The sequence below is a fragment of the Micromonospora sp. A202 genome (assembly GCF_006715105.1).
Classification (GTDB): domain Bacteria; phylum Actinomycetota; class Actinomycetes; order Mycobacteriales; family Micromonosporaceae; genus Micromonospora; species Micromonospora zamorensis.
This window is the reverse complement of the sequence record NZ_VFMP01000001.1, coordinates 5,918,983-5,934,797: the sequence shown is the minus strand read 5'-3', so window position 1 is coordinate 5,934,797 and position 15,815 is coordinate 5,918,983. Positions and strand designations below refer to the sequence as shown.

Genomic DNA, 15,815 nt, shown 5'->3' with positions numbered 1-15,815 from the left:
CCCCGTGCCGCACCCCGGCTGGGGCCCGACCACCCCGACCGGCTCCAGCCAGCAGTACCCGGTCTCCGGTGCGCCGCCCCCGCCGGGTTGGGGTCCACCTCCGTCTGGGCCTGGCGCACGTCCCGGCTGGGGTCCGCCGTCGTCCGCGCCTGGCGCGCCTGCGGGCTGGGGTCCGCCGTCGTCCGGGCCTGGTTCGCCTGCGGGGTGGGGTCCGCCGTCGTCCGGGCCCGGCGCGCCTGCGGGTTGGGGGCCGCCGCCACCGGGTCACGCGCCCGGTTGGGGTGGCATGACCGGGCATCCGGTGCCGCCGCCCACTGATGACCAACGCCGGCCGCCGAAGCGGGTGGAGATGGTGCCCGGCACGCCGTTCGGTGTCGTGCACCTGGACGTGGCGCCGGTCACCTCCGGGTTGGCCGTCGGGGCGCTGGTGGCCGGGGTGGCCTCGGTCCTGGTCTCGCTGCTGGTGATCTGCTTCGGGGTGAGCTTCAAGGACGACGGCGGGGCCTGGGCCTCCGGAGCGTTCACCGTGCTCGGGGTGCTGGCCGGCGTGGCGGCGATCGTCACCGGTCTGCTCGGTCAGCGGCAGATCCGTCGGCCGGTGGCGCCTCCCGCGGTCCGGTTCACCGGCCGTGGGCTTGCCGTGGCCGGAATCAGCTGTGGCGTGGCGGGAGGGGTGCTCAGCCTCCTGGGCCTGGGCCTGGCACTGCTTCTCACCCTGGCCTGAGGCCCGTCACCGTCCGGCGCCGCGATGCCGAGGCCCCGCGGTGACTGCCCGGTGCCGGCCTGAGGCCGGCCCGGGGCCGACGGGTGGCCGCGCGGGGAAGCCGGTACACTTGTGTCTGCAGGTGCCCATCGCGGGCGACGGGGCAGGACGAGATCCGGCCGGCGGATGTGAGACAGTCGCCGGGCCATTCCGTTTTGACCTGGGCGGTTGTGGTAGGTACTCTTTCCCCTTGTGCCCGGGCATGCCCGGGCAACTCGTGCGTGCGCTGTCCCCGGAGTCCGGGCGGCGGCACGACAAGCCAAAGATCCGGGGCGGGGCGACCCGCGCACCGGTGAACAAACCCGGTACGCACGCGAAAGCGTCGCAACGGGGCCGTGACGAGGGCGACACGCCCGACCGCGGGTGCCGGGGTCTCCGCAAGGTGACCCTGGTCGGAATGTAGGAGAGCCGGTCATCAGGCCGGCTAACGAGCGACGGCGCGGCCGCGAATGCGGCCGAAGGGAGCGGAGAAACCCGGTGCCCACGATCCAGCAGCTGGTCCGAAAGGGCCGCCAGGCGAAGACGACCAAGACCAAGACCCCGGCGCTGAAGGGTTCCCCTCAGCGGCGCGGCGTGTGCACCCGCGTGTACACCACCACTCCCAAGAAGCCGAACTCGGCGCTGCGCAAGGTCGCTCGCGTGAAGCTCAGCAGCCAGATCGAGGTGACCGCCTACATCCCGGGCGTCGGTCACAACCTCCAGGAGCACTCGATCGTGCTCGTGCGCGGTGGCCGGGTGAAGGACCTCCCCGGCGTGCGTTACAAGATCGTTCGCGGCTCGCTGGACACCCAGGGTGTCCGCAACCGCAAGCAGGCGCGCAGCCGTTACGGCGCGAAGAAGGAGAAGAGCTGACATGCCGCGTAAGGGACCCGCTCCGCGGCGGCCACTGGTCGCTGACCCGGTGTACAACTCGCCGCTGGTCACCCAGCTGGTGAACAAGATCCTGCTCCGCGGCAAGCGTCAGCTCGCCGAGTCGATCGTCTACGCGGCCCTCGAGGGCTGCCGCGAGAAGTCCGGCACCGACCCGGTCGTCACCCTCAAGCGGGCGATGGACAACGTCAAGCCGACCCTCGAGGTACGCAGCCGTCGTGTCGGTGGCGCCACCTACCAGGTGCCGGTCGAGGTCCGCCCGACCCGGGCGACCACGCTGGGCCTGCGCTGGCTGGTCACCTACTCCCGCGCTCGTCGCGAGAAGACCATGGTCGAGCGGCTGATGAACGAGCTGCTGGACGCGAGCAACGGCCTCGGTGCCGCCGTCAAGCGGCGCGAGGACACGCACAAGATGGCCGAGTCGAACAAGGCCTTCGCGCACTACCGCTGGTAACACCCTGGTTCCGGCGCCCTCGCGGCGCCGGAACCGCCACCAGTTGAGTCGAGACGACGATAAGTAGGGATTGAAGTGGCCGCCGCAGACGCGCTCGCCAACGTACGCAACATCGGCATCATGGCGCACATCGATGCCGGTAAGACCACGACCACCGAGCGGATCCTGTTCTACACCGGCATCACGTACAAGATCGGTGAGGTCCACGAGGGCGCTGCCGTCATGGACTGGATGGAGCAGGAGCAGGAGCGTGGCATCACCATCACCTCCGCTGCTACCAAGTGTGAGTGGAAGGGCCACACGATCCAGATCATCGACACGCCGGGCCACGTCGACTTCACGGTCGAGGTCGAGCGGTCGCTGCGGGTTCTGGATGGTGCGGTCGCGGTCTACGACGGTGTCGCCGGCGTGGAGCCGCAGACGGAGAACGTCTGGCGGCAGGCCGACAAGTACAACGTCCCGCGTATGTGTTTCGTCAACAAGCTCGACCGGACCGGCGCCGACTTCTTCCGCTGCGTGCAGATGATGATCGACCGGCTGAACGCCACCCCGCTGGTGCTCCAGATCCCGATCGGGCTCGAGGGCGACCACATCGGTGTCGTCGACCTGATCGGCATGCGCGCTCTCACCTGGCGTGGGGAGACCCAGAAGGGTGACGACTACGCGATCGAGGAGATCCCGGCCGAGCTGGCCGACTCCGCGGCCGAGTGGCGCGAGAAGCTGATGGAGACCCTGGCCGACGTCGACGACTCGGTGATGGAGAAGTACCTGGAAGGCGAGGAGGTCTCCCCCGAGGAGATCAAGGCCGCCATCCGGCGTGCCACCATCGCCGGCAAGGCCAACCCGGTGCTGTGCGGCTCGGCGTTCAAGAACAAGGGCGTCCAGCCCATGCTCGACGCCGTGGTCGACTTCCTGCCGTCGCCGCTGGACGTTCCGGCCATCGAGGGCACCGCGCCGGACGGCGAGACGCCGCTGCTCCGCAAGCCTTCCAAGTCGGAGCCGTTCTCCGGTCTGGCCTTCAAGATCCAGACGGACAAGCACCTCGGCAAGCTCACCTACGTCCGGGTCTACTCCGGTCTTCTCGAGTCCGGTTCCCAGGTGGTCAACTCCACCAAGGACCGCAAGGAGCGGATCGGCAAGATCTACCAGATGCACGCCAACAAGCGCGAAGAGCGTCCGACGGCGCAGGCCGGCGACATCATCGCCGTGCAGGGTCTCAAGCAGACCACCACCGGCGACACGCTCTCCGACCCGGCGAACCCGGTGATCCTGGAGTCGATGACCTTCCCGGAGCCGGTCATCTCGGTGGCGATCGAGCCGAAGACCAAGTCCGACCAGGAAAAGCTCGGCACCGCGATCCAGCGGCTGGCCGAAGAGGACCCGACCTTCCGCGTCCGCTTGGACGAGGAGACCGGTCAGACGGTCATCTCCGGCATGGGCGAGCTGCACCTGGACATCCTGGTCGACCGGATGCGGCGTGAGTTCAACGTCGAGGCCAACGTCGGCAAGCCGCAGGTGGCATACCGCGAGACCATCCGCCGCAAGGTGGACAAGGTCGAGTACACCCACAAGAAGCAGACCGGTGGTTCCGGCCAGTACGCCCGCGTCATCGTGAGCGTCGAGCCGCTGCCGCTGGACAACGAATCGCCGACCTACGAGTTCGCCAACGCCGTCAGCGGTGGCCGCATCCCCCGGGAGTTCATCCCGTCGGTGGACGCCGGTGCGCAGGACGCGCTTCAGTACGGCATCCTGGCGGGCTTCCCGCTGGTGGGTGTGAAGCTGACGCTGCTCGACGGCCAGTACCACGAGGTCGACTCGTCGGAAATGGCATTCAAGATCGCCGGCTCGATGGTGATGAAGGACGCGGCCCGCAAGGCCGATCCCGCGCTGCTCGAGCCGATGATGGCCGTTGAAGTCACCACTCCTGAGGAGAACATGGGTGACGTCATCGGTGACCTCAACTCCCGCCGCGGCATCATCCAGGCGATGGAGGAGCGCAGCGGCGCCCGCATCGTCCGGGCTCTGGTGCCGTTGTCGGAGATGTTCGGCTACGTCGGCGACCTGCGGTCGAAGACCCAGGGCCGGGCTAGCTACAGCATGCAGTTCGACTCCTACGCCGAGGTTCCGCAGAGCGTCGCGAAGGAGATCATCGCCAAGGCAACGGGCGAGTAACGCCCTGAGCAGGTGATTCGTGGTTGGTCGCGGGAGGTTTCACCCGCCCGCGGCCACCACGATCGGATCGCGTGAGACCGGGCCTGTAGGCTTCATCGCCGCAGAACCCACAATGGCTTCCCGGCCTTCTGGCCGGAAAGGCTGTCGACAGAGTCCTAAGCGCCGACCGGCGCGCCGGGCGTACGAACCAAGAAGTCCACAGGAGGACACCAGTGGCGAAGGCTAAGTTCGAGCGGACTAAGCCGCACGTCAACATCGGCACCATTGGTCACATCGACCACGGTAAGACGACGCTGACGGCGGCCATCACCAAGGTCCTGCACGACCAGTACCCGGACCTGAACCCTTACACGCCGTTCGACGAGATCGACAAGGCGCCGGAGGAGAAGGCCCGCGGCATCACGATCTCGATCGCGCACGTCGAGTACCAGACCGAGTCGCGGCACTACGCGCACGTCGACTGCCCTGGGCACGCCGACTACATCAAGAACATGATCACCGGTGCCGCGCAGATGGACGGCGCGATCCTGGTGGTCGCGGCGACCGACGGCCCGATGCCGCAGACCCGCGAGCACGTGCTGCTGGCCCGTCAGGTTGGTGTGCCGTACATCGTCGTGGCGCTCAACAAGAGCGACATGGTCGATGACGAGGAGCTCCTGGAGCTCGTCGAGCTCGAGGTCCGTGAGCTGCTCTCGTCGCAGGAGTACCCGGGCGACGACCTGCCGGTGGTTCGGGTTTCGGCGCTGAAGGCCCTCGAGGGTGACCCCGAGTGGACCGGCAAGCTGCTGGACCTGATGACCGCGGTCGACACCTCGATCCCGCAGCCGGAGCGCGAGGTCGACATGCCGTTCCTGATGCCGGTTGAGGACGTCTTCACGATCACCGGTCGTGGCACCGTCGTCACCGGTCGCGTGGAGCGCGGCGTTCTCCTGCCGAACGAGGATGTTGAGCTCGTCGGTATCAAGGAGAAGAGCTTCAAGACCAAGGTCACCGCGATCGAGATGTTCCGGAAGACCCTGGACGACGCCCGCGCAGGCGAGAACGTCGGCCTGCTGCTGCGTGGCACCAAGCGCGACGAGGTCGAGCGCGGCATGGTCGTCGTGAAGCCGGGCTCGAACACCCCGCACACGGAGTTCGAGGCGACGGTCTACATCCTCTCCAAGGAGGAGGGCGGCCGGCACACCCCGTTCTTCCAGAACTACCGCCCGCAGTTCTACTTCCGGACCACGGACGTCACCGGTGTCGTCACCCTTCCCGAGGGCACCGAGATGGTCATGCCGGGCGACAACACCACCATGTCGGTGAAGCTGATCCAGCCCATCGCCATGGAGGAGAACCTCAAGTTCGCGATCCGCGAGGGTGGCCGCACCGTCGGCGCCGGGTTCGTCACCAAGATCATCAAGTGAACTAGGTAACCCCGATTAGACCCGCCGCCGGTCGTGCGGCATACTAGTCAGGTTGCGTAACGACAGTTCGTCGCCTGTGTTCGGCTTTCGCTGAACCTCCGGGTGGCGAGGCAGTCGAGCGTAGGGTGGTTGGCGGCCCAGTCGCCAACCACCCTCGCACGGCGTTCAGGTCGCGGTAATGCGATCGGCGCCTTGACCCACCGCGCGGTCAGCACCGCTCCGGAACCACGGGGCGGAGCCCGATCCGAGGGCGCGACACGCCCGACCGCGGGGGTCGGCGAAGTGGGCCTGTACCAGCCGGTACAGGCGCCCGCAACACAGCGGCATCGAGAGAAGGAACAGAAGCCACCATGGCGGGACAGAAGATCCGCATCCGGCTCAAGGCCTATGACCACGAGGTCGTCGACTCCTCGGCTCGGAAGATCGTCGAGACGGTGACGCGCACCGGGGCGCAGGTCGCGGGCCCGGTGCCGCTGCCCACGGAGATCAACCGTTTCTGCGTTATCCGCTCGCCGCACAAGTACAAGGACTCGCGCGAGCACTTCGAGATGCGCACGCACAAGCGGCTGATCGACATCATCGACCCGACCCCGAAGACGGTCGACTCGCTCATGCGCCTCGACCTGCCGGCTGGCGTCGACATCGAGATCAAGCTGTAGGGACCGGACAAATGGACAGGCAAGTCAAGGGGATCCTGGGCGCCAAGCTCGGCATGACCCAGGTCTGGGACAACAACCGTGTTGTTCCCGTGACCGTGGTCGAGGCCGGCCCGTGCGTCATCAGCCAGGTTCGTAGCGCCGAGAAGGACGGTTACTCAGCGGTCCAGCTGGCGTACGGCATCATCGACCCGCGCAAGGTCAAGAAGCCGATCAGCGGCCACTACGCCAAGGCGGACGTGGCGCCGCGCCGGCACATCGTCGAGCTGCGCACCACGGACGCTGGGGAATACTCGCTCGGCCAGGAAGTCACGGTCGAGGAGTTCCCGGCCGGCGTCACCATCGACGTCACCGGCAAGACCAAGGGCAAGGGCTACGCCGGCCCGATGAAGCGGCACGGCTTCCACGGTCTGGGTGCCGGTCACGGTGTCGAGCGCAAGCACCGCTCGCCCGGCTCCATCGGCGCCTGCGCCACTCCGGGTCGTGTCTTCAAGGGCACCCGGATGGCCGGCCGGATGGGTGGCGTGCGGTACACCGTGCAGAACCTCACCGTCCAGGCGGTCGACACCGAGAACAACCTGCTGCTCGTCCGGGGTGCCATTCCTGGTCCCAAGGGCGCGCTGGTTCTGGTCCGGACCGCGGCCAAGAGCAAGGTGAAGAAGGGCGGTGCGGCCAAGTGACCACCGTTGACGTGCGCACCGTCGAAGGCACCACCAGCAGCTCGGTCGAGCTGCCGGCGGACATCTTCGACGTGCAGGCCAACGTCGCGCTGATGCACCAGGTCGTGGTGGCCCAGCTCGCGGCGGCCCGACAGGGCACGCACAAGGCCAAGACCCGCGGCGAGGTCGCCGGTGGCGGCAAGAAGCCGTACAAGCAGAAGGGCACCGGTCGCGCCCGCCAGGGCTCGATCCGCGCGCCGCAGTTCGCCGGCGGTGGCGTCGTGCACGGTCCCGTGCCGCGCGACTACAGCCAGCGGACCCCGAAGAAGATGAAGGCCGCCGCTCTGCGGGGTGCCCTCTCCGACCGGGCACGCGCCGGGCAGGTGCACGTCGTCGAGGCGTTCGTCTCGGGCGAGAAGCCGTCGACCAAGGCGGCTCTGGCCACGCTGACCAAGCTCACCGAGGCCCGTCGGGTCCTGGTCGTGCTGAGCAGCACCGACGAACTGAACTGGGTGTCGCTGCGCAACGAGCCGCGGGTGCACCTGATCGAGTCCGGCCAGCTGAACACGTACGACGTGCTGGTGGCCGACGACGTGGTCTTCACCAAGGACGCCCTGGACGAGTTCCTGGGCGTGCCCGCCGAGACCACCGAGGAGGGTGGCAAGTGAGCACCATCGCCGACCCGCGCGACATCATCGTCGCGCCGGTCGTCTCGGAGAAGAGCTACAGCGAGCTGAACCGGAACTGGTACACCTTCCTGGTGCACCCGGACGCGAACAAGACCGAGATCAAGATCGCTATCCAGCAGATCTTCAACGTCCGCGTCCTGACGGTCAACACGCTCAACCGCCAGGGTAAGCGCAAGCGCACCAAGACCGGCTTCGGTCAGCGCAAGGCGACCAAGCGGGCGATCGTGAAGCTGGCTGACGGTGACCGCATCGAGGCCTTCGGCGGCCCGGTCAGCTGAGGGGTGTAGACAATGGCTATCCGTAAGTACAAGCCGACGACGCCGGGCCGACGTGGCTCCAGCGTCGCTGACTTCGCCGAGATCACCCGGTCCACGCCGGAGAAGTCGCTGCTGGCTCCGTTGCCGAAGAAGGGCGGGCGTAACGCCCACGGCCGGATCACCACGCGGCACCACGGCGGCGGTCACAAGCGCCAGTACCGTCTGATCGACTTCAAGCGGGTCGACAAGGACGGCGTGCCGGCGAAGGTCGCTCACATCGAGTACGACCCGAACCGCACGGCGCGCATTGCGCTGCTGCACTACGCCGACGGCGAGAAGCGGTACATCATCGCGCCGAAGGACATGAAGCAGGGCGACCGCGTCGAGTCCGGTCCGGGCGCCGACATCAAGCCCGGCAACAACCTGCCGCTGCGCAACATCCCGGTCGGCACCACGATCCACAACGTGGAGCTGCGTCCGGGTGGCGGGGCCAAGCTGGCCCGTTCCGCCGGCGTCGGCATCCAGCTGCTCGGCCGCGAGGGCGCGTACGCGACCCTGCGTATGCCGTCCGGCGAGATCCGGCGTGTGGACGTGCGCTGCCGCGCGAGCGTCGGCGAGATCGGCAACGCCGATCAGTCGAACATCAACTGGGGCAAGGCCGGCCGGATGCGGTGGAAGGGCAAGCGCCCGACCGTCCGTGGTGTCGCCATGAACCCGGTCGACCACCCGCACGGTGGTGGTGAGGGTAAGACCTCCGGTGGTCGCCACCCGGTCAACCCGCAGGGTAAGCCCGAGGGCCGCACCCGCCGTAAGGGCCAGCCGAGTGACCGGCTGATCGTCCGCCGCCGCTACGCCACGCGTAAGCGCGGCTGAGGGAGATAAGACATGCCTCGCAGCCTGAAGAAGGGCCCGTTCGTCGACGACCACCTGCTCAAGAAGGTGGAAGTACAGAACGACAAGGGTTCCAAGAACGTGATCAAGACCTGGTCGCGGCGCTCGACGATCATCCCCGAGATGCTGGGGCACACGATCGCCGTGCACGACGGACGTAAGCACGTCCCGGTGTTCGTGACCGAGGCGATGGTCGGGCACAAGCTCGGCGAGTTCGCGCTGACCCGCACGTTCAAGGGTCACGAGAAGGACGACCGGAAGAGCCGTCGGCGCTGACGCCGCGGGCATACGGATAGAGGGAACAAGGGGTTACAGCGATGCCAGGAAAGGGCGACGCTCCGGTGCTTCCGGGCGCGCGGGCGGTTGCGCGGCACGTGCGCATCTCGCCGATGAAGGCGCGCCGGGTGGTCAACCTCGTCCGCGGCCTGCCCGCGAAGGAGGCGCTAACGGTGCTGCAGTTCGCGCCGCAGGCTGCGAGCGAGCAGGTGTACAAGGTGCTCGCTAGCGCGATCGCCAACGCGGAGAACAACGAGCGGCTGGACCCTGACGCGCTGCTCGTCAGCGAGGCCTTCGTTGACGAGGGCCCGACGATGAAGCGGTTCCAGCCGCGGGCGCAGGGTCGGGCGTACCGAATCCGCAAGCGCACCTGCCACATCACTGTGGCGGTCGAAGCGGTCGCGCCGGCAGCGCCGAGGAAGGCCGCGGCGAAGAAGGCCGCCCCGGCCACGGAGGCCGCACCGGCCGAAGCGCAGAGCAAGACGGAGGACGCCGAGTAATGGGTCAGAAGGTTCACCCCACTGGGTTCCGGCTCGGCATCTCGACCGACTGGAAGTCCCGCTGGTTCGCGGACAAGCTCTACAAGGACTACATCGGCGAGGATGTCAAGATCCGCCGCATGATGTCCAAGGGCCTCGAGCGTGCCGGGATTTCCAAGGTCGACATCGAGCGCACCCGCGACCGTGTTCGCGTCGACATCCACACCGCCCGGCCGGGCATTGTCATCGGCCGTAAGGGTGCGGAGGCCGACCGGATCCGCGGCGAGCTGGAGAAGCTCACCGGCAAGCAGGTTCAGCTGAACATCATCGAGGTGAAGAACCCCGAGTCGGACGCCCAGCTGGTTGCGCAGGGCGTGGCCGAGCAGCTGTCCAGCCGGGTCAGCTTCCGTCGGGCGATGCGCAAGGCCATGCAGTCGGCGATGAAGAACCCGGTCTGCAAGGGCATTCGGGTTCAGGTCTCGGGTCGCCTCGGCGGCGCCGAGATGAGCCGGACCGAGTTCTACCGTGAGGGCCGGGTTCCGCTGCACACGCTGCGGGCCAACATCGAGTACGGCTTCTTCGAGGCCCGTACGACGTTCGGCCGGATCGGTGTCAAGGTCTGGATCTACAAGGGCGACGCCGTTCCGGGCCGGGAGGCTCCGGCCGAGGCCGGTCCGTCCCGCCCGCGTCGTGGTGAGCGTGGCGACCGTCCCGAGCGTCCGCGCCGTGGTCGGTCGGGTTCGTCCGGCACCACGGCTGGTGGCACCGAGGCCGGCCGGGCTGCTGCGACCACCATCGCGCAGCAGGCCGAGACGCCGAGTGGCGAGCCGGTCGACAGCGCAGCTGTCGCCGCAACGGCTACCGCTCCGGCCGCGACTCAGCCGGCAGAAACGCAGCAGGAGGGCTGACAGATGCTGATGCCGCGCAAGCCCCCGAAGGGCTTCCGCAAGCCGCACCACCCGGACCGCAGTGGCGCGTCCAAGGGTGGTAACCGGGTGGTTTTCGGCGAGTTCGGGATCCAGGCTCTCGAGCCGGCGTACGTGACGAACCGGCAGATCGAGTCGGCACGTATCGCGATGACTCGCCACATCAAGCGTGGTGGCAAGGTCTGGATCACGATCTTCCCGGACCAGGCCCTCACCAAGAAGCCTGCCGAGACCCGGATGGGTTCCGGTAAGGGTTCGCCCGAGTGGTGGGTCGCCAACGTCAAGCCGGGGCGGGTTCTCTTCGAGATGTCCTTCCCCAACGAGCAGATCGCGCGAGAGGCCATGCGTCGCGCGATCCACAAGCTCCCGATGAAGTGCCGCATTGTTACGCGCGAAGTGGGTGAATCCTGATGGCAGCGGGCGTTAAGGCGACCGAGCTGCGTGAGCTCTCCGAAGAGGAGCTGGTCACGAAGCTGCGGGAGGCCAAGGCGGAGCTGTTCAACCTCCGCGTGCAGGCCGCAACCGGGCAGCTGGACAACAACCGGCGGCTGCAGGTCATCCGTCGGGAGATTGCCCGGATCTACACGATCATGCGTGAGCGTGAGCTGGGGCTCTCGGCCGCGCCGACTGAGGTGACTGCATCATGACCGAAGAGACCGCCACCGCCGCCGCGCGGTCGCGCCGCAAGGTCCGCGAGGGCCTGGTGATCAGCGACAAGATGGACAAGACCGTCGTGGTCGAGGTCGAGGACCGGGTTCGGCACGCGCTGTACGGCAAGATCATGCGCCGTACGGCCAAGCTGAAGGTGCACGACGAGCAGAACGCCGCTGGCACCGGCGACCGGGTTCTCATCATGGAGACCCGGCCGCTGAGCGCCACCAAGCGTTGGCGGATCGTGGAGATCCTGGAAAAGGCCAAGTAGCGAAGGCTCGAGCCCGGCGTTGCGTCGGGCGTAGGTTCCGCCAGGCTCCGGCCGGCCGCTACGGCGGCCGGAGAACCGGCAGACATAGGAGATAGACGTGATTCAGCAGGAGTCGCGACTGCGCGTCGCCGACAACACGGGTGCTCGGGAGATCCTTTGCATCCGGGTTCTCGGTGGCTCGGGTCGGCGCTACGCGAGCATCGGCGACGTCATCGTGGCCACGGTCAAGGACGCGATCCCGGGTGCCGGTGTGAAGAAGGGCGACGTCGTCAAGGCGGTCGTCGTTCGCACCGCCAAGGAGAGGCGTCGGCCGGACGGCTCGTACATCCGCTTCGACGAGAACGCCGCCGTCATCATCAAGGACGGCGGGGACCCGCGTGGTACCCGCATCTTCGGCCCGGTGGGCCGGGAGCTGCGGGACAAGCGGTTCATGAAGATTATCTCCCTCGCGCCGGAGGTGTTGTGACCGTGAAGGTCAAGAAGGGCGACACGGTCGTCATCATCGCCGGCAAGGACAAGGGTGCCAAGGGCAAGGTCATCGCGGCCTACCCGCGGCAGGACAAGGTCCTGGTCGAGGGCGTGAACCGGGTCAAGAAGCACACCCGTATCAGCACCACCCAGCGTGGCGCCAAGACCGGCGGCATCGTCACTCAGGAGGCCCCGATCCACGTCTCGAACGTGCAGGTCCTGGACTCCGACGGCAAGCCGACCCGCGTCGGTTACCGGATCGACGACAACGGCCAGAAGGTCCGCATCGCGCGTAGCACCGGTAAGGACCTGTGATGACCACGGCTACCGAAAAGACCCTGCCGCGCCTCAAGGAGCGGTACCGCAACGAGATCGTGGCCCAGCTGCGTGAGCAGCACAGCTACGGCAACCCCATGCAGGTGCCGCGGCTGGTCAAGGTCGTCGTCAACATGGGTGTCGGCGAGGCTGCTCGCGACGCCAAGCTGATCGACGGCGCGGTCCGCGACCTCGCCACGATCACCGGCCAGAAGCCGCAGGTGCGGCGGGCGACCAAGTCCATCGCGCAGTTCAAGCTCCGCGAGGGCATGCCGATCGGCGCGAAGGTCACCCTTCGTGGCGACCGGATGTGGGAGTTCCTGGACCGGCTGCTCTCCATCGCGCTGCCGCGTATCCGCGACTTCCGCGGCCTGGACGGGCGCAAGCTGGACGGGCACGGCAACTACACGTTCGGTCTGACCGAGCAGTCGGTGTTCCACGAGATCGACCAGGACCGGATCGATCGCCAGCGGGGCATGGACATCACGGTGGTCACGACCGCCACGACCGACGACGAGGGCCGGGCGCTGCTCAAGCTCCTGGGCTTCCCGTTCAAGGAGAACTGAGATGGCCAAGAAGGCGCTGATCATCAAGGCGGCCGCGAAGCCGAAGTTCTCGGTTCGCGCGTACACCCGCTGCCAGCGGTGCGGGCGTCCGAAGGCGGTCTACCGCAAGTTCGGGCTCTGCCGGGTCTGCATCCGGGAGATGGCTCACCGCGGTGAGCTGCCGGGCGTGTCCAAGGCTTCCTGGTAAGGGCGACCGCGTCCCGGCCGTCGGCCGGGAACTCCTGCACCGATTAGGTATTGCTCTTCGCCGTAGGCCCGGGGCTGATGCCCGGGGAACCCCGGCGAGAAAGGCTGACGAAATCCATGACGATGACCGACCCGATCGCAGACATGCTCACGCGTCTGCGTAACGCCAACCAGGCGTACCACGATCAGGTGAAGATGCCCTACTCCAAGATCAAGGCGAACATCGCCGAGGTCTTGAAGGCCGAGGGTTACATCGCTGCCTGGTCGGTCGAGGAGCCCGAAGAGGGCGCCGTCGGCAAGCGACTGGTCGTCGAGCTGAAGTACGGCCAGAGCCGCGAGCGGAGCCTGGCCGGCATCAAGCGCGTGTCCAAGCCCGGTCTCCGGGTGTACGCCAAGTCGGACGGGCTCCCGCGGGTGCTCGGTGGGCTGGGCGTGGCGATCATTTCGACGTCCCAGGGGCTGCTGACCGACCGGCAGGCCCGCAAGCGGAGTGTTGGCGGGGAAGTCCTCGCCTTCGTCTGGTAACGGGAGACTGGTAGAAATGTCGCGAATTGGACGTAAGTCGATCCCGGTGCCAGCCGGCGTCGACATCACGATCGACGGGCAGACCGTCAAGGTCAAGGGCCCCAAGGGCCAGCTTGAGCACACCCTCGCCGAGCCGATCACGGTCGAGCGGGCCGAGGATGGGCAGCTGAGCGTCAACCGGCCGAACGACGAGCGCAAGGCCAAGGAACTCCACGGCCTGAGCCGTACGCTGGTTGCCAACATGATCGTCGGTGTCACCGAGGGCTACCGCAAGAGCCTGGAGATCGCCGGCACCGGTTACCGGGTCACCGCCAAGGGTTCGGACCTCGAGTTCGCGCTCGGGTTCTCGCACCCGGTGGTCGTCCCCGCCCCGGCGGGCATCACCTTCACGGTGGAGCGGCCGACCCTGTTCCACGTGGCTGGCATCGACAAGCAGCAGGTCGGTGAGGTCGCCGCCAACATCCGGAAGATCCGCCCGCCGGAGCCCTACAAGGGCAAGGGCGTGAAGTACCAGGGCGAGGTCATCCGCCGCAAGGCTGGAAAGGCAGGTAAGAAGTGAGCGCCACGCTGCTCAAGCGCCGCCGCGGCGTTGCCGCCAAGCGCGCCGTCGGGCGTGCGCGTCGGCACTTCCGCGTCCGCAAGAACGTCAGTGGTACGGCCGAGCGTCCGCGCCTGGTCGTCACCCGCTCGCTGCGGCACATGGTTGCCCAGGTCGTCGACGACACCAAGGGTCACACCCTGGCGTCGGCGTCGAGCCTGGACGCCTCGCTGCGTGGTACGGAGGGCGACAAGAGCGCCCTGGCTGGCAAGGTGGGCGCGCTGCTCGCCGAGCGGGCCAAGGCCGCCGGCGTCTCCAAGGTCGTCTTCGACCGCGGTGGCAACCGGTACGCGGGGCGAGTCGCCGCGCTTGCCGACGCCGCCCGCGAAGCCGGGCTCGAGTTCTAACAACCCCGTCACGAGAGATAAGGAAGGCTGCTGATGCCAGGTCAACAGCGCCGTGGCGGCGGGTCCGGTGGCAACGAGGGTGGTCGCCGCGACAACCGCCGTGAGGGCGGCCGCGGAAACGCGCCCGTCGAGAAGACCCCGCACCTTGAGCGGGTCGTCGCGATCAACCGCGTCGCCAAGGTCGTGAAGGGTGGTCGTCGCTTCAGCTTCACCGCCCTGGTGATCGTGGGCGACGGCGACGGCACGGTCGGCGTGGGCTACGGAAAGGCCAAGGAGGTGCCCGCGGCCATCGCCAAGGGTGTCGAGGAGGCCAAGAAGCACTTCTTCAAGGTTCCGCGGATCGGCCAGTCGATCCCGCACCCGATCACGGGTGAGGACGCCGCTGGCGTCGTGCTGCTCAAGCCGGCCTCGGCCGGTACGGGTGTCATCGCCGGTGGTCCGGTGCGCGCCGTGCTGGAGTGCGCCGGGATCCACGACGTGCTCTCGAAGAGCCTCGGCTCGTCGAACCCGATCAACATCGTGCACGCCACCGTGGCGGCCCTGAAGGGGCTTGAGTCCCCCGAGCAGGTCGCGGCGCGTCGTGGTCTGCCGGTGGAGGACGTCGCGCCGGCAGCCATGCTGGCGTCGCGTGCGGGGGTGGCTCGCTGATGGCACGTCTGAAGGTCACCCAGCTCCGGTCCGGTATCGGGACCAAGCACAACCAGCGTGAGTCGCTGCGTTCGCTCGGTCTCAAGCGGATCAACGACGTGGTGGTCAAGGAGGACCGGCCCGAGATCCGCGGCATGATCTTCACTGTGAGCCACCTCGTGAAGGTCGAGGAGGTCGAGTAATGACGATCAAGGTTCACCACCTGCGCCCGGCGCCCGGTTCCAAGACCGCGAAGACCCGTGTGGGTCGCGGTGAGGGTTCCAAGGGCAAGACCGCTGGTCGCGGTACCAAGGGTTCCAAGGCCCGTAAGAACATCTCGGCGGCGTTCGAGGGTGGGCAGATGCCCATCCACATGCGCCTTCCGAAGATGAAGGGCTTCAAGAACAAGTTCAAGGTCGTCTTCCAGGTGGTCAACCTGGACCGGCTCGCTGAGCTGTTCCCGAATGGTGGTCAGGTCGGCCCGCTGGAGCTCGTCGAGTCCGGCGCGGTCCGCAAGGGTCACCCGGTCAAGGTCCTCGGCACCGGGGATCTCGGCGGTGTGGCGCTCCAGGTGTCTGCGCACGCGTTCAGTGCGTCGGCCAAGGAGAAGATCGCTGCTGCCGGTGGCTCCGTCACCGAGCTGTAAGGCGTACAACCCATGGCGCCCGTCCAGTTGTGAGCAACTGGCGGGCGCCATGGTCTGCCTGGGGCCTGAGCGCCCGGTAATATCGGAATCGATTTATGTAGTCGGGCGCATCTGCCC

Annotated in this window: 26 protein-coding genes; all 26 read left to right on the top strand. The window is 67.6% G+C overall.

All coding sequences use genetic code 11. The annotated features are described in order from the left end of the window. Positions 1-343: 343 nt before the first annotated feature. Positions 344-724, top strand: coding sequence for a hypothetical protein (locus tag FBZ33_RS27465; RefSeq protein ID WP_088952026.1), 381 nt, complete (start codon positions 344-346; stop codon positions 722-724). A gap of 516 nt (positions 725-1,240) precedes the next feature. After that, positions 1,241-1,615 carry a 30S ribosomal protein S12 gene (gene rpsL, locus FBZ33_RS27460; protein WP_007465318.1) on the top strand — a complete coding sequence of 125 codons (375 nt, stop codon included), beginning with the start codon at positions 1,241-1,243 and terminating at the stop codon, positions 1,613-1,615. 1 nt (position 1,616) lies between these two features. Beyond that, complete coding sequence (gene rpsG, locus FBZ33_RS27455) at positions 1,617-2,087, top strand: 30S ribosomal protein S7 (RefSeq protein ID WP_007465317.1); 471 nt, start codon at positions 1,617-1,619, stop codon at positions 2,085-2,087. A 75-nt stretch (positions 2,088-2,162) separates the two neighbouring features. After that, entirely contained in the window at positions 2,163-4,259 is a 2,097-nt protein-coding gene (gene fusA, locus FBZ33_RS27450) for an elongation factor G (protein WP_088950240.1), read from the top strand. A 212-nt stretch (positions 4,260-4,471) separates the two neighbouring features. Beyond that, the gene (gene tuf, locus FBZ33_RS27445) at positions 4,472-5,665 is read left to right on the top strand and encodes an elongation factor Tu (protein WP_088950239.1); all 1,194 of its coding nucleotides are present in this window, start codon (positions 4,472-4,474) and stop codon (positions 5,663-5,665) included. 350 nt (positions 5,666-6,015) lie between these two features. Beyond that, positions 6,016-6,324 carry a 30S ribosomal protein S10 gene (rpsJ, locus tag FBZ33_RS27440; protein WP_007073037.1) on the top strand — a complete coding sequence of 103 codons (309 nt, stop codon included), beginning with the start codon at positions 6,016-6,018 and terminating at the stop codon, positions 6,322-6,324. Between the two features lie 11 nt (positions 6,325-6,335). Next, positions 6,336-7,001 (top strand): 50S ribosomal protein L3, encoded by a 666-nt coding sequence (gene rplC / locus FBZ33_RS27435; protein WP_099848680.1) that lies wholly within the window; start codon positions 6,336-6,338, stop codon positions 6,999-7,001. After that, the gene (gene rplD / locus FBZ33_RS27430; RefSeq protein ID WP_007465305.1) at positions 6,998-7,648 is read left to right on the top strand and encodes a 50S ribosomal protein L4; all 651 of its coding nucleotides are present in this window, start codon (positions 6,998-7,000) and stop codon (positions 7,646-7,648) included. Before rplC ends, rplD begins: the two co-directional genes overlap by 4 nt. Continuing rightward, positions 7,645-7,947, top strand: coding sequence for a 50S ribosomal protein L23 (rplW, locus tag FBZ33_RS27425; protein WP_007465304.1), 303 nt, complete (start codon positions 7,645-7,647; stop codon positions 7,945-7,947). The genes rplD and rplW overlap by 4 nt, the downstream gene beginning before the upstream one ends. Before the next feature lie 12 nt (positions 7,948-7,959). Continuing rightward, on the top strand, positions 7,960-8,799 hold the full coding sequence (gene rplB, locus FBZ33_RS27420) for a 50S ribosomal protein L2 (protein ID WP_088950237.1): 840 nt from the start codon (positions 7,960-7,962) through the stop codon (positions 8,797-8,799). Between the two features lie 12 nt (positions 8,800-8,811). Then, the gene (rpsS, locus tag FBZ33_RS27415; protein ID WP_007465299.1) at positions 8,812-9,093 is read left to right on the top strand and encodes a 30S ribosomal protein S19; all 282 of its coding nucleotides are present in this window, start codon (positions 8,812-8,814) and stop codon (positions 9,091-9,093) included. A 41-nt stretch (positions 9,094-9,134) separates the two neighbouring features. After that, positions 9,135-9,593 (top strand): 50S ribosomal protein L22, encoded by a 459-nt coding sequence (rplV, locus tag FBZ33_RS27410; RefSeq protein ID WP_007465297.1) that lies wholly within the window; start codon positions 9,135-9,137, stop codon positions 9,591-9,593. Beyond that, the gene (gene rpsC / locus FBZ33_RS27405; RefSeq protein ID WP_088950236.1) at positions 9,593-10,480 is read left to right on the top strand and encodes a 30S ribosomal protein S3; all 888 of its coding nucleotides are present in this window, start codon (positions 9,593-9,595) and stop codon (positions 10,478-10,480) included. Before rplV ends, rpsC begins: the two co-directional genes overlap by 1 nt. A 3-nt stretch (positions 10,481-10,483) precedes the next feature. Then, positions 10,484-10,909 carry a 50S ribosomal protein L16 gene (gene rplP / locus FBZ33_RS27400; protein WP_007465292.1) on the top strand — a complete coding sequence of 142 codons (426 nt, stop codon included), beginning with the start codon at positions 10,484-10,486 and terminating at the stop codon, positions 10,907-10,909. Continuing rightward, positions 10,909-11,145, top strand: a complete 237-nt coding sequence (gene rpmC, locus FBZ33_RS27395) for a 50S ribosomal protein L29 (protein ID WP_007465283.1) — start codon at positions 10,909-10,911, stop codon at positions 11,143-11,145. Before rplP ends, rpmC begins: the two co-directional genes overlap by 1 nt. After that, positions 11,142-11,420: a 30S ribosomal protein S17 gene (rpsQ, locus tag FBZ33_RS27390; RefSeq protein ID WP_030489590.1), complete on the top strand. Its 279-nt coding sequence runs from the start codon at positions 11,142-11,144 to the stop codon at positions 11,418-11,420. Before rpmC ends, rpsQ begins: the two co-directional genes overlap by 4 nt. Positions 11,421-11,517: 97 nt before the next feature. After that, complete coding sequence (rplN, locus tag FBZ33_RS27385; RefSeq protein ID WP_007465279.1) at positions 11,518-11,886, top strand: 50S ribosomal protein L14; 369 nt, start codon at positions 11,518-11,520, stop codon at positions 11,884-11,886. Continuing rightward, the gene (gene rplX / locus FBZ33_RS27380) at positions 11,883-12,203 is read left to right on the top strand and encodes a 50S ribosomal protein L24 (RefSeq protein WP_179781030.1); all 321 of its coding nucleotides are present in this window, start codon (positions 11,883-11,885) and stop codon (positions 12,201-12,203) included. The genes rplN and rplX overlap by 4 nt, the downstream gene beginning before the upstream one ends. After that, a complete protein-coding gene (gene rplE, locus FBZ33_RS27375) occupies positions 12,203-12,769 on the top strand; it encodes a 50S ribosomal protein L5 (protein WP_088950235.1) in 567 nt (188 codons plus the stop codon). The genes rplX and rplE overlap by 1 nt, the downstream gene beginning before the upstream one ends. Before the next feature lies 1 nt (position 12,770). After that, positions 12,771-12,956: a type Z 30S ribosomal protein S14 gene (locus FBZ33_RS27370; RefSeq protein ID WP_007465272.1), complete on the top strand. Its 186-nt coding sequence runs from the start codon at positions 12,771-12,773 to the stop codon at positions 12,954-12,956. 116 nt (positions 12,957-13,072) lie between these two features. After that, a complete protein-coding gene (gene rpsH / locus FBZ33_RS27365) occupies positions 13,073-13,480 on the top strand; it encodes a 30S ribosomal protein S8 (protein WP_088950234.1) in 408 nt (135 codons plus the stop codon). Positions 13,481-13,496: 16 nt separating this feature from the next. After that, positions 13,497-14,039, top strand: a complete 543-nt coding sequence (gene rplF / locus FBZ33_RS27360; RefSeq protein ID WP_088950233.1) for a 50S ribosomal protein L6 — start codon at positions 13,497-13,499, stop codon at positions 14,037-14,039. Continuing rightward, positions 14,036-14,425: a 50S ribosomal protein L18 gene (gene rplR, locus FBZ33_RS27355; RefSeq protein ID WP_088950232.1), complete on the top strand. Its 390-nt coding sequence runs from the start codon at positions 14,036-14,038 to the stop codon at positions 14,423-14,425. The genes rplF and rplR overlap by 4 nt, the downstream gene beginning before the upstream one ends. A 33-nt stretch (positions 14,426-14,458) precedes the next feature. Continuing rightward, on the top strand, positions 14,459-15,073 hold the full coding sequence (gene rpsE / locus FBZ33_RS27350; RefSeq protein ID WP_088950231.1) for a 30S ribosomal protein S5: 615 nt from the start codon (positions 14,459-14,461) through the stop codon (positions 15,071-15,073). Further along, positions 15,073-15,255, top strand: a complete 183-nt coding sequence (gene rpmD, locus FBZ33_RS27345; RefSeq protein ID WP_007465262.1) for a 50S ribosomal protein L30 — start codon at positions 15,073-15,075, stop codon at positions 15,253-15,255. The genes rpsE and rpmD overlap by 1 nt, the downstream gene beginning before the upstream one ends. Further along, a complete protein-coding gene (gene rplO / locus FBZ33_RS27340) occupies positions 15,255-15,698 on the top strand; it encodes a 50S ribosomal protein L15 (protein ID WP_030329906.1) in 444 nt (147 codons plus the stop codon). Before rpmD ends, rplO begins: the two co-directional genes overlap by 1 nt. Positions 15,699-15,815: the final 117 nt, after the last annotated feature.

Coding starts and splice junctions, on each gene's coding strand:
- rpsG (WP_007465317.1), top strand. CDS start 1,617: ATGCCGCGTAAGGGACCCGCTCCGCGGCGGCCACTGGTCGCTGACCCG.
- rpsJ (WP_007073037.1), top strand. CDS start 6,016: ATGGCGGGACAGAAGATCCGCATCCGGCTCAAGGCCTATGACCACGAG.
- rplC (WP_099848680.1), top strand. CDS start 6,336: ATGGACAGGCAAGTCAAGGGGATCCTGGGCGCCAAGCTCGGCATGACC.
- rplB (WP_088950237.1), top strand. CDS start 7,960: ATGGCTATCCGTAAGTACAAGCCGACGACGCCGGGCCGACGTGGCTCC.
- rpsS (WP_007465299.1), top strand. CDS start 8,812: ATGCCTCGCAGCCTGAAGAAGGGCCCGTTCGTCGACGACCACCTGCTC.
- rplV (WP_007465297.1), top strand. CDS start 9,135: ATGCCAGGAAAGGGCGACGCTCCGGTGCTTCCGGGCGCGCGGGCGGTT.
- rpsC (WP_088950236.1), top strand. CDS start 9,593: ATGGGTCAGAAGGTTCACCCCACTGGGTTCCGGCTCGGCATCTCGACC.
- rplP (WP_007465292.1), top strand. CDS start 10,484: ATGCTGATGCCGCGCAAGCCCCCGAAGGGCTTCCGCAAGCCGCACCAC.
- rpmC (WP_007465283.1), top strand. CDS start 10,909: ATGGCAGCGGGCGTTAAGGCGACCGAGCTGCGTGAGCTCTCCGAAGAG.
- rpsQ (WP_030489590.1), top strand. CDS start 11,142: ATGACCGAAGAGACCGCCACCGCCGCCGCGCGGTCGCGCCGCAAGGTC.
- rplE (WP_088950235.1), top strand. CDS start 12,203: ATGACCACGGCTACCGAAAAGACCCTGCCGCGCCTCAAGGAGCGGTAC.
- FBZ33_RS27370 (WP_007465272.1), top strand. CDS start 12,771: ATGGCCAAGAAGGCGCTGATCATCAAGGCGGCCGCGAAGCCGAAGTTC.
- rpsH (WP_088950234.1), top strand. CDS start 13,073: ATGACGATGACCGACCCGATCGCAGACATGCTCACGCGTCTGCGTAAC.
- rplF (WP_088950233.1), top strand. CDS start 13,497: ATGTCGCGAATTGGACGTAAGTCGATCCCGGTGCCAGCCGGCGTCGAC.
- rpsE (WP_088950231.1), top strand. CDS start 14,459: ATGCCAGGTCAACAGCGCCGTGGCGGCGGGTCCGGTGGCAACGAGGGT.
- rpmD (WP_007465262.1), top strand. CDS start 15,073: ATGGCACGTCTGAAGGTCACCCAGCTCCGGTCCGGTATCGGGACCAAG.
- rplO (WP_030329906.1), top strand. CDS start 15,255: ATGACGATCAAGGTTCACCACCTGCGCCCGGCGCCCGGTTCCAAGACC.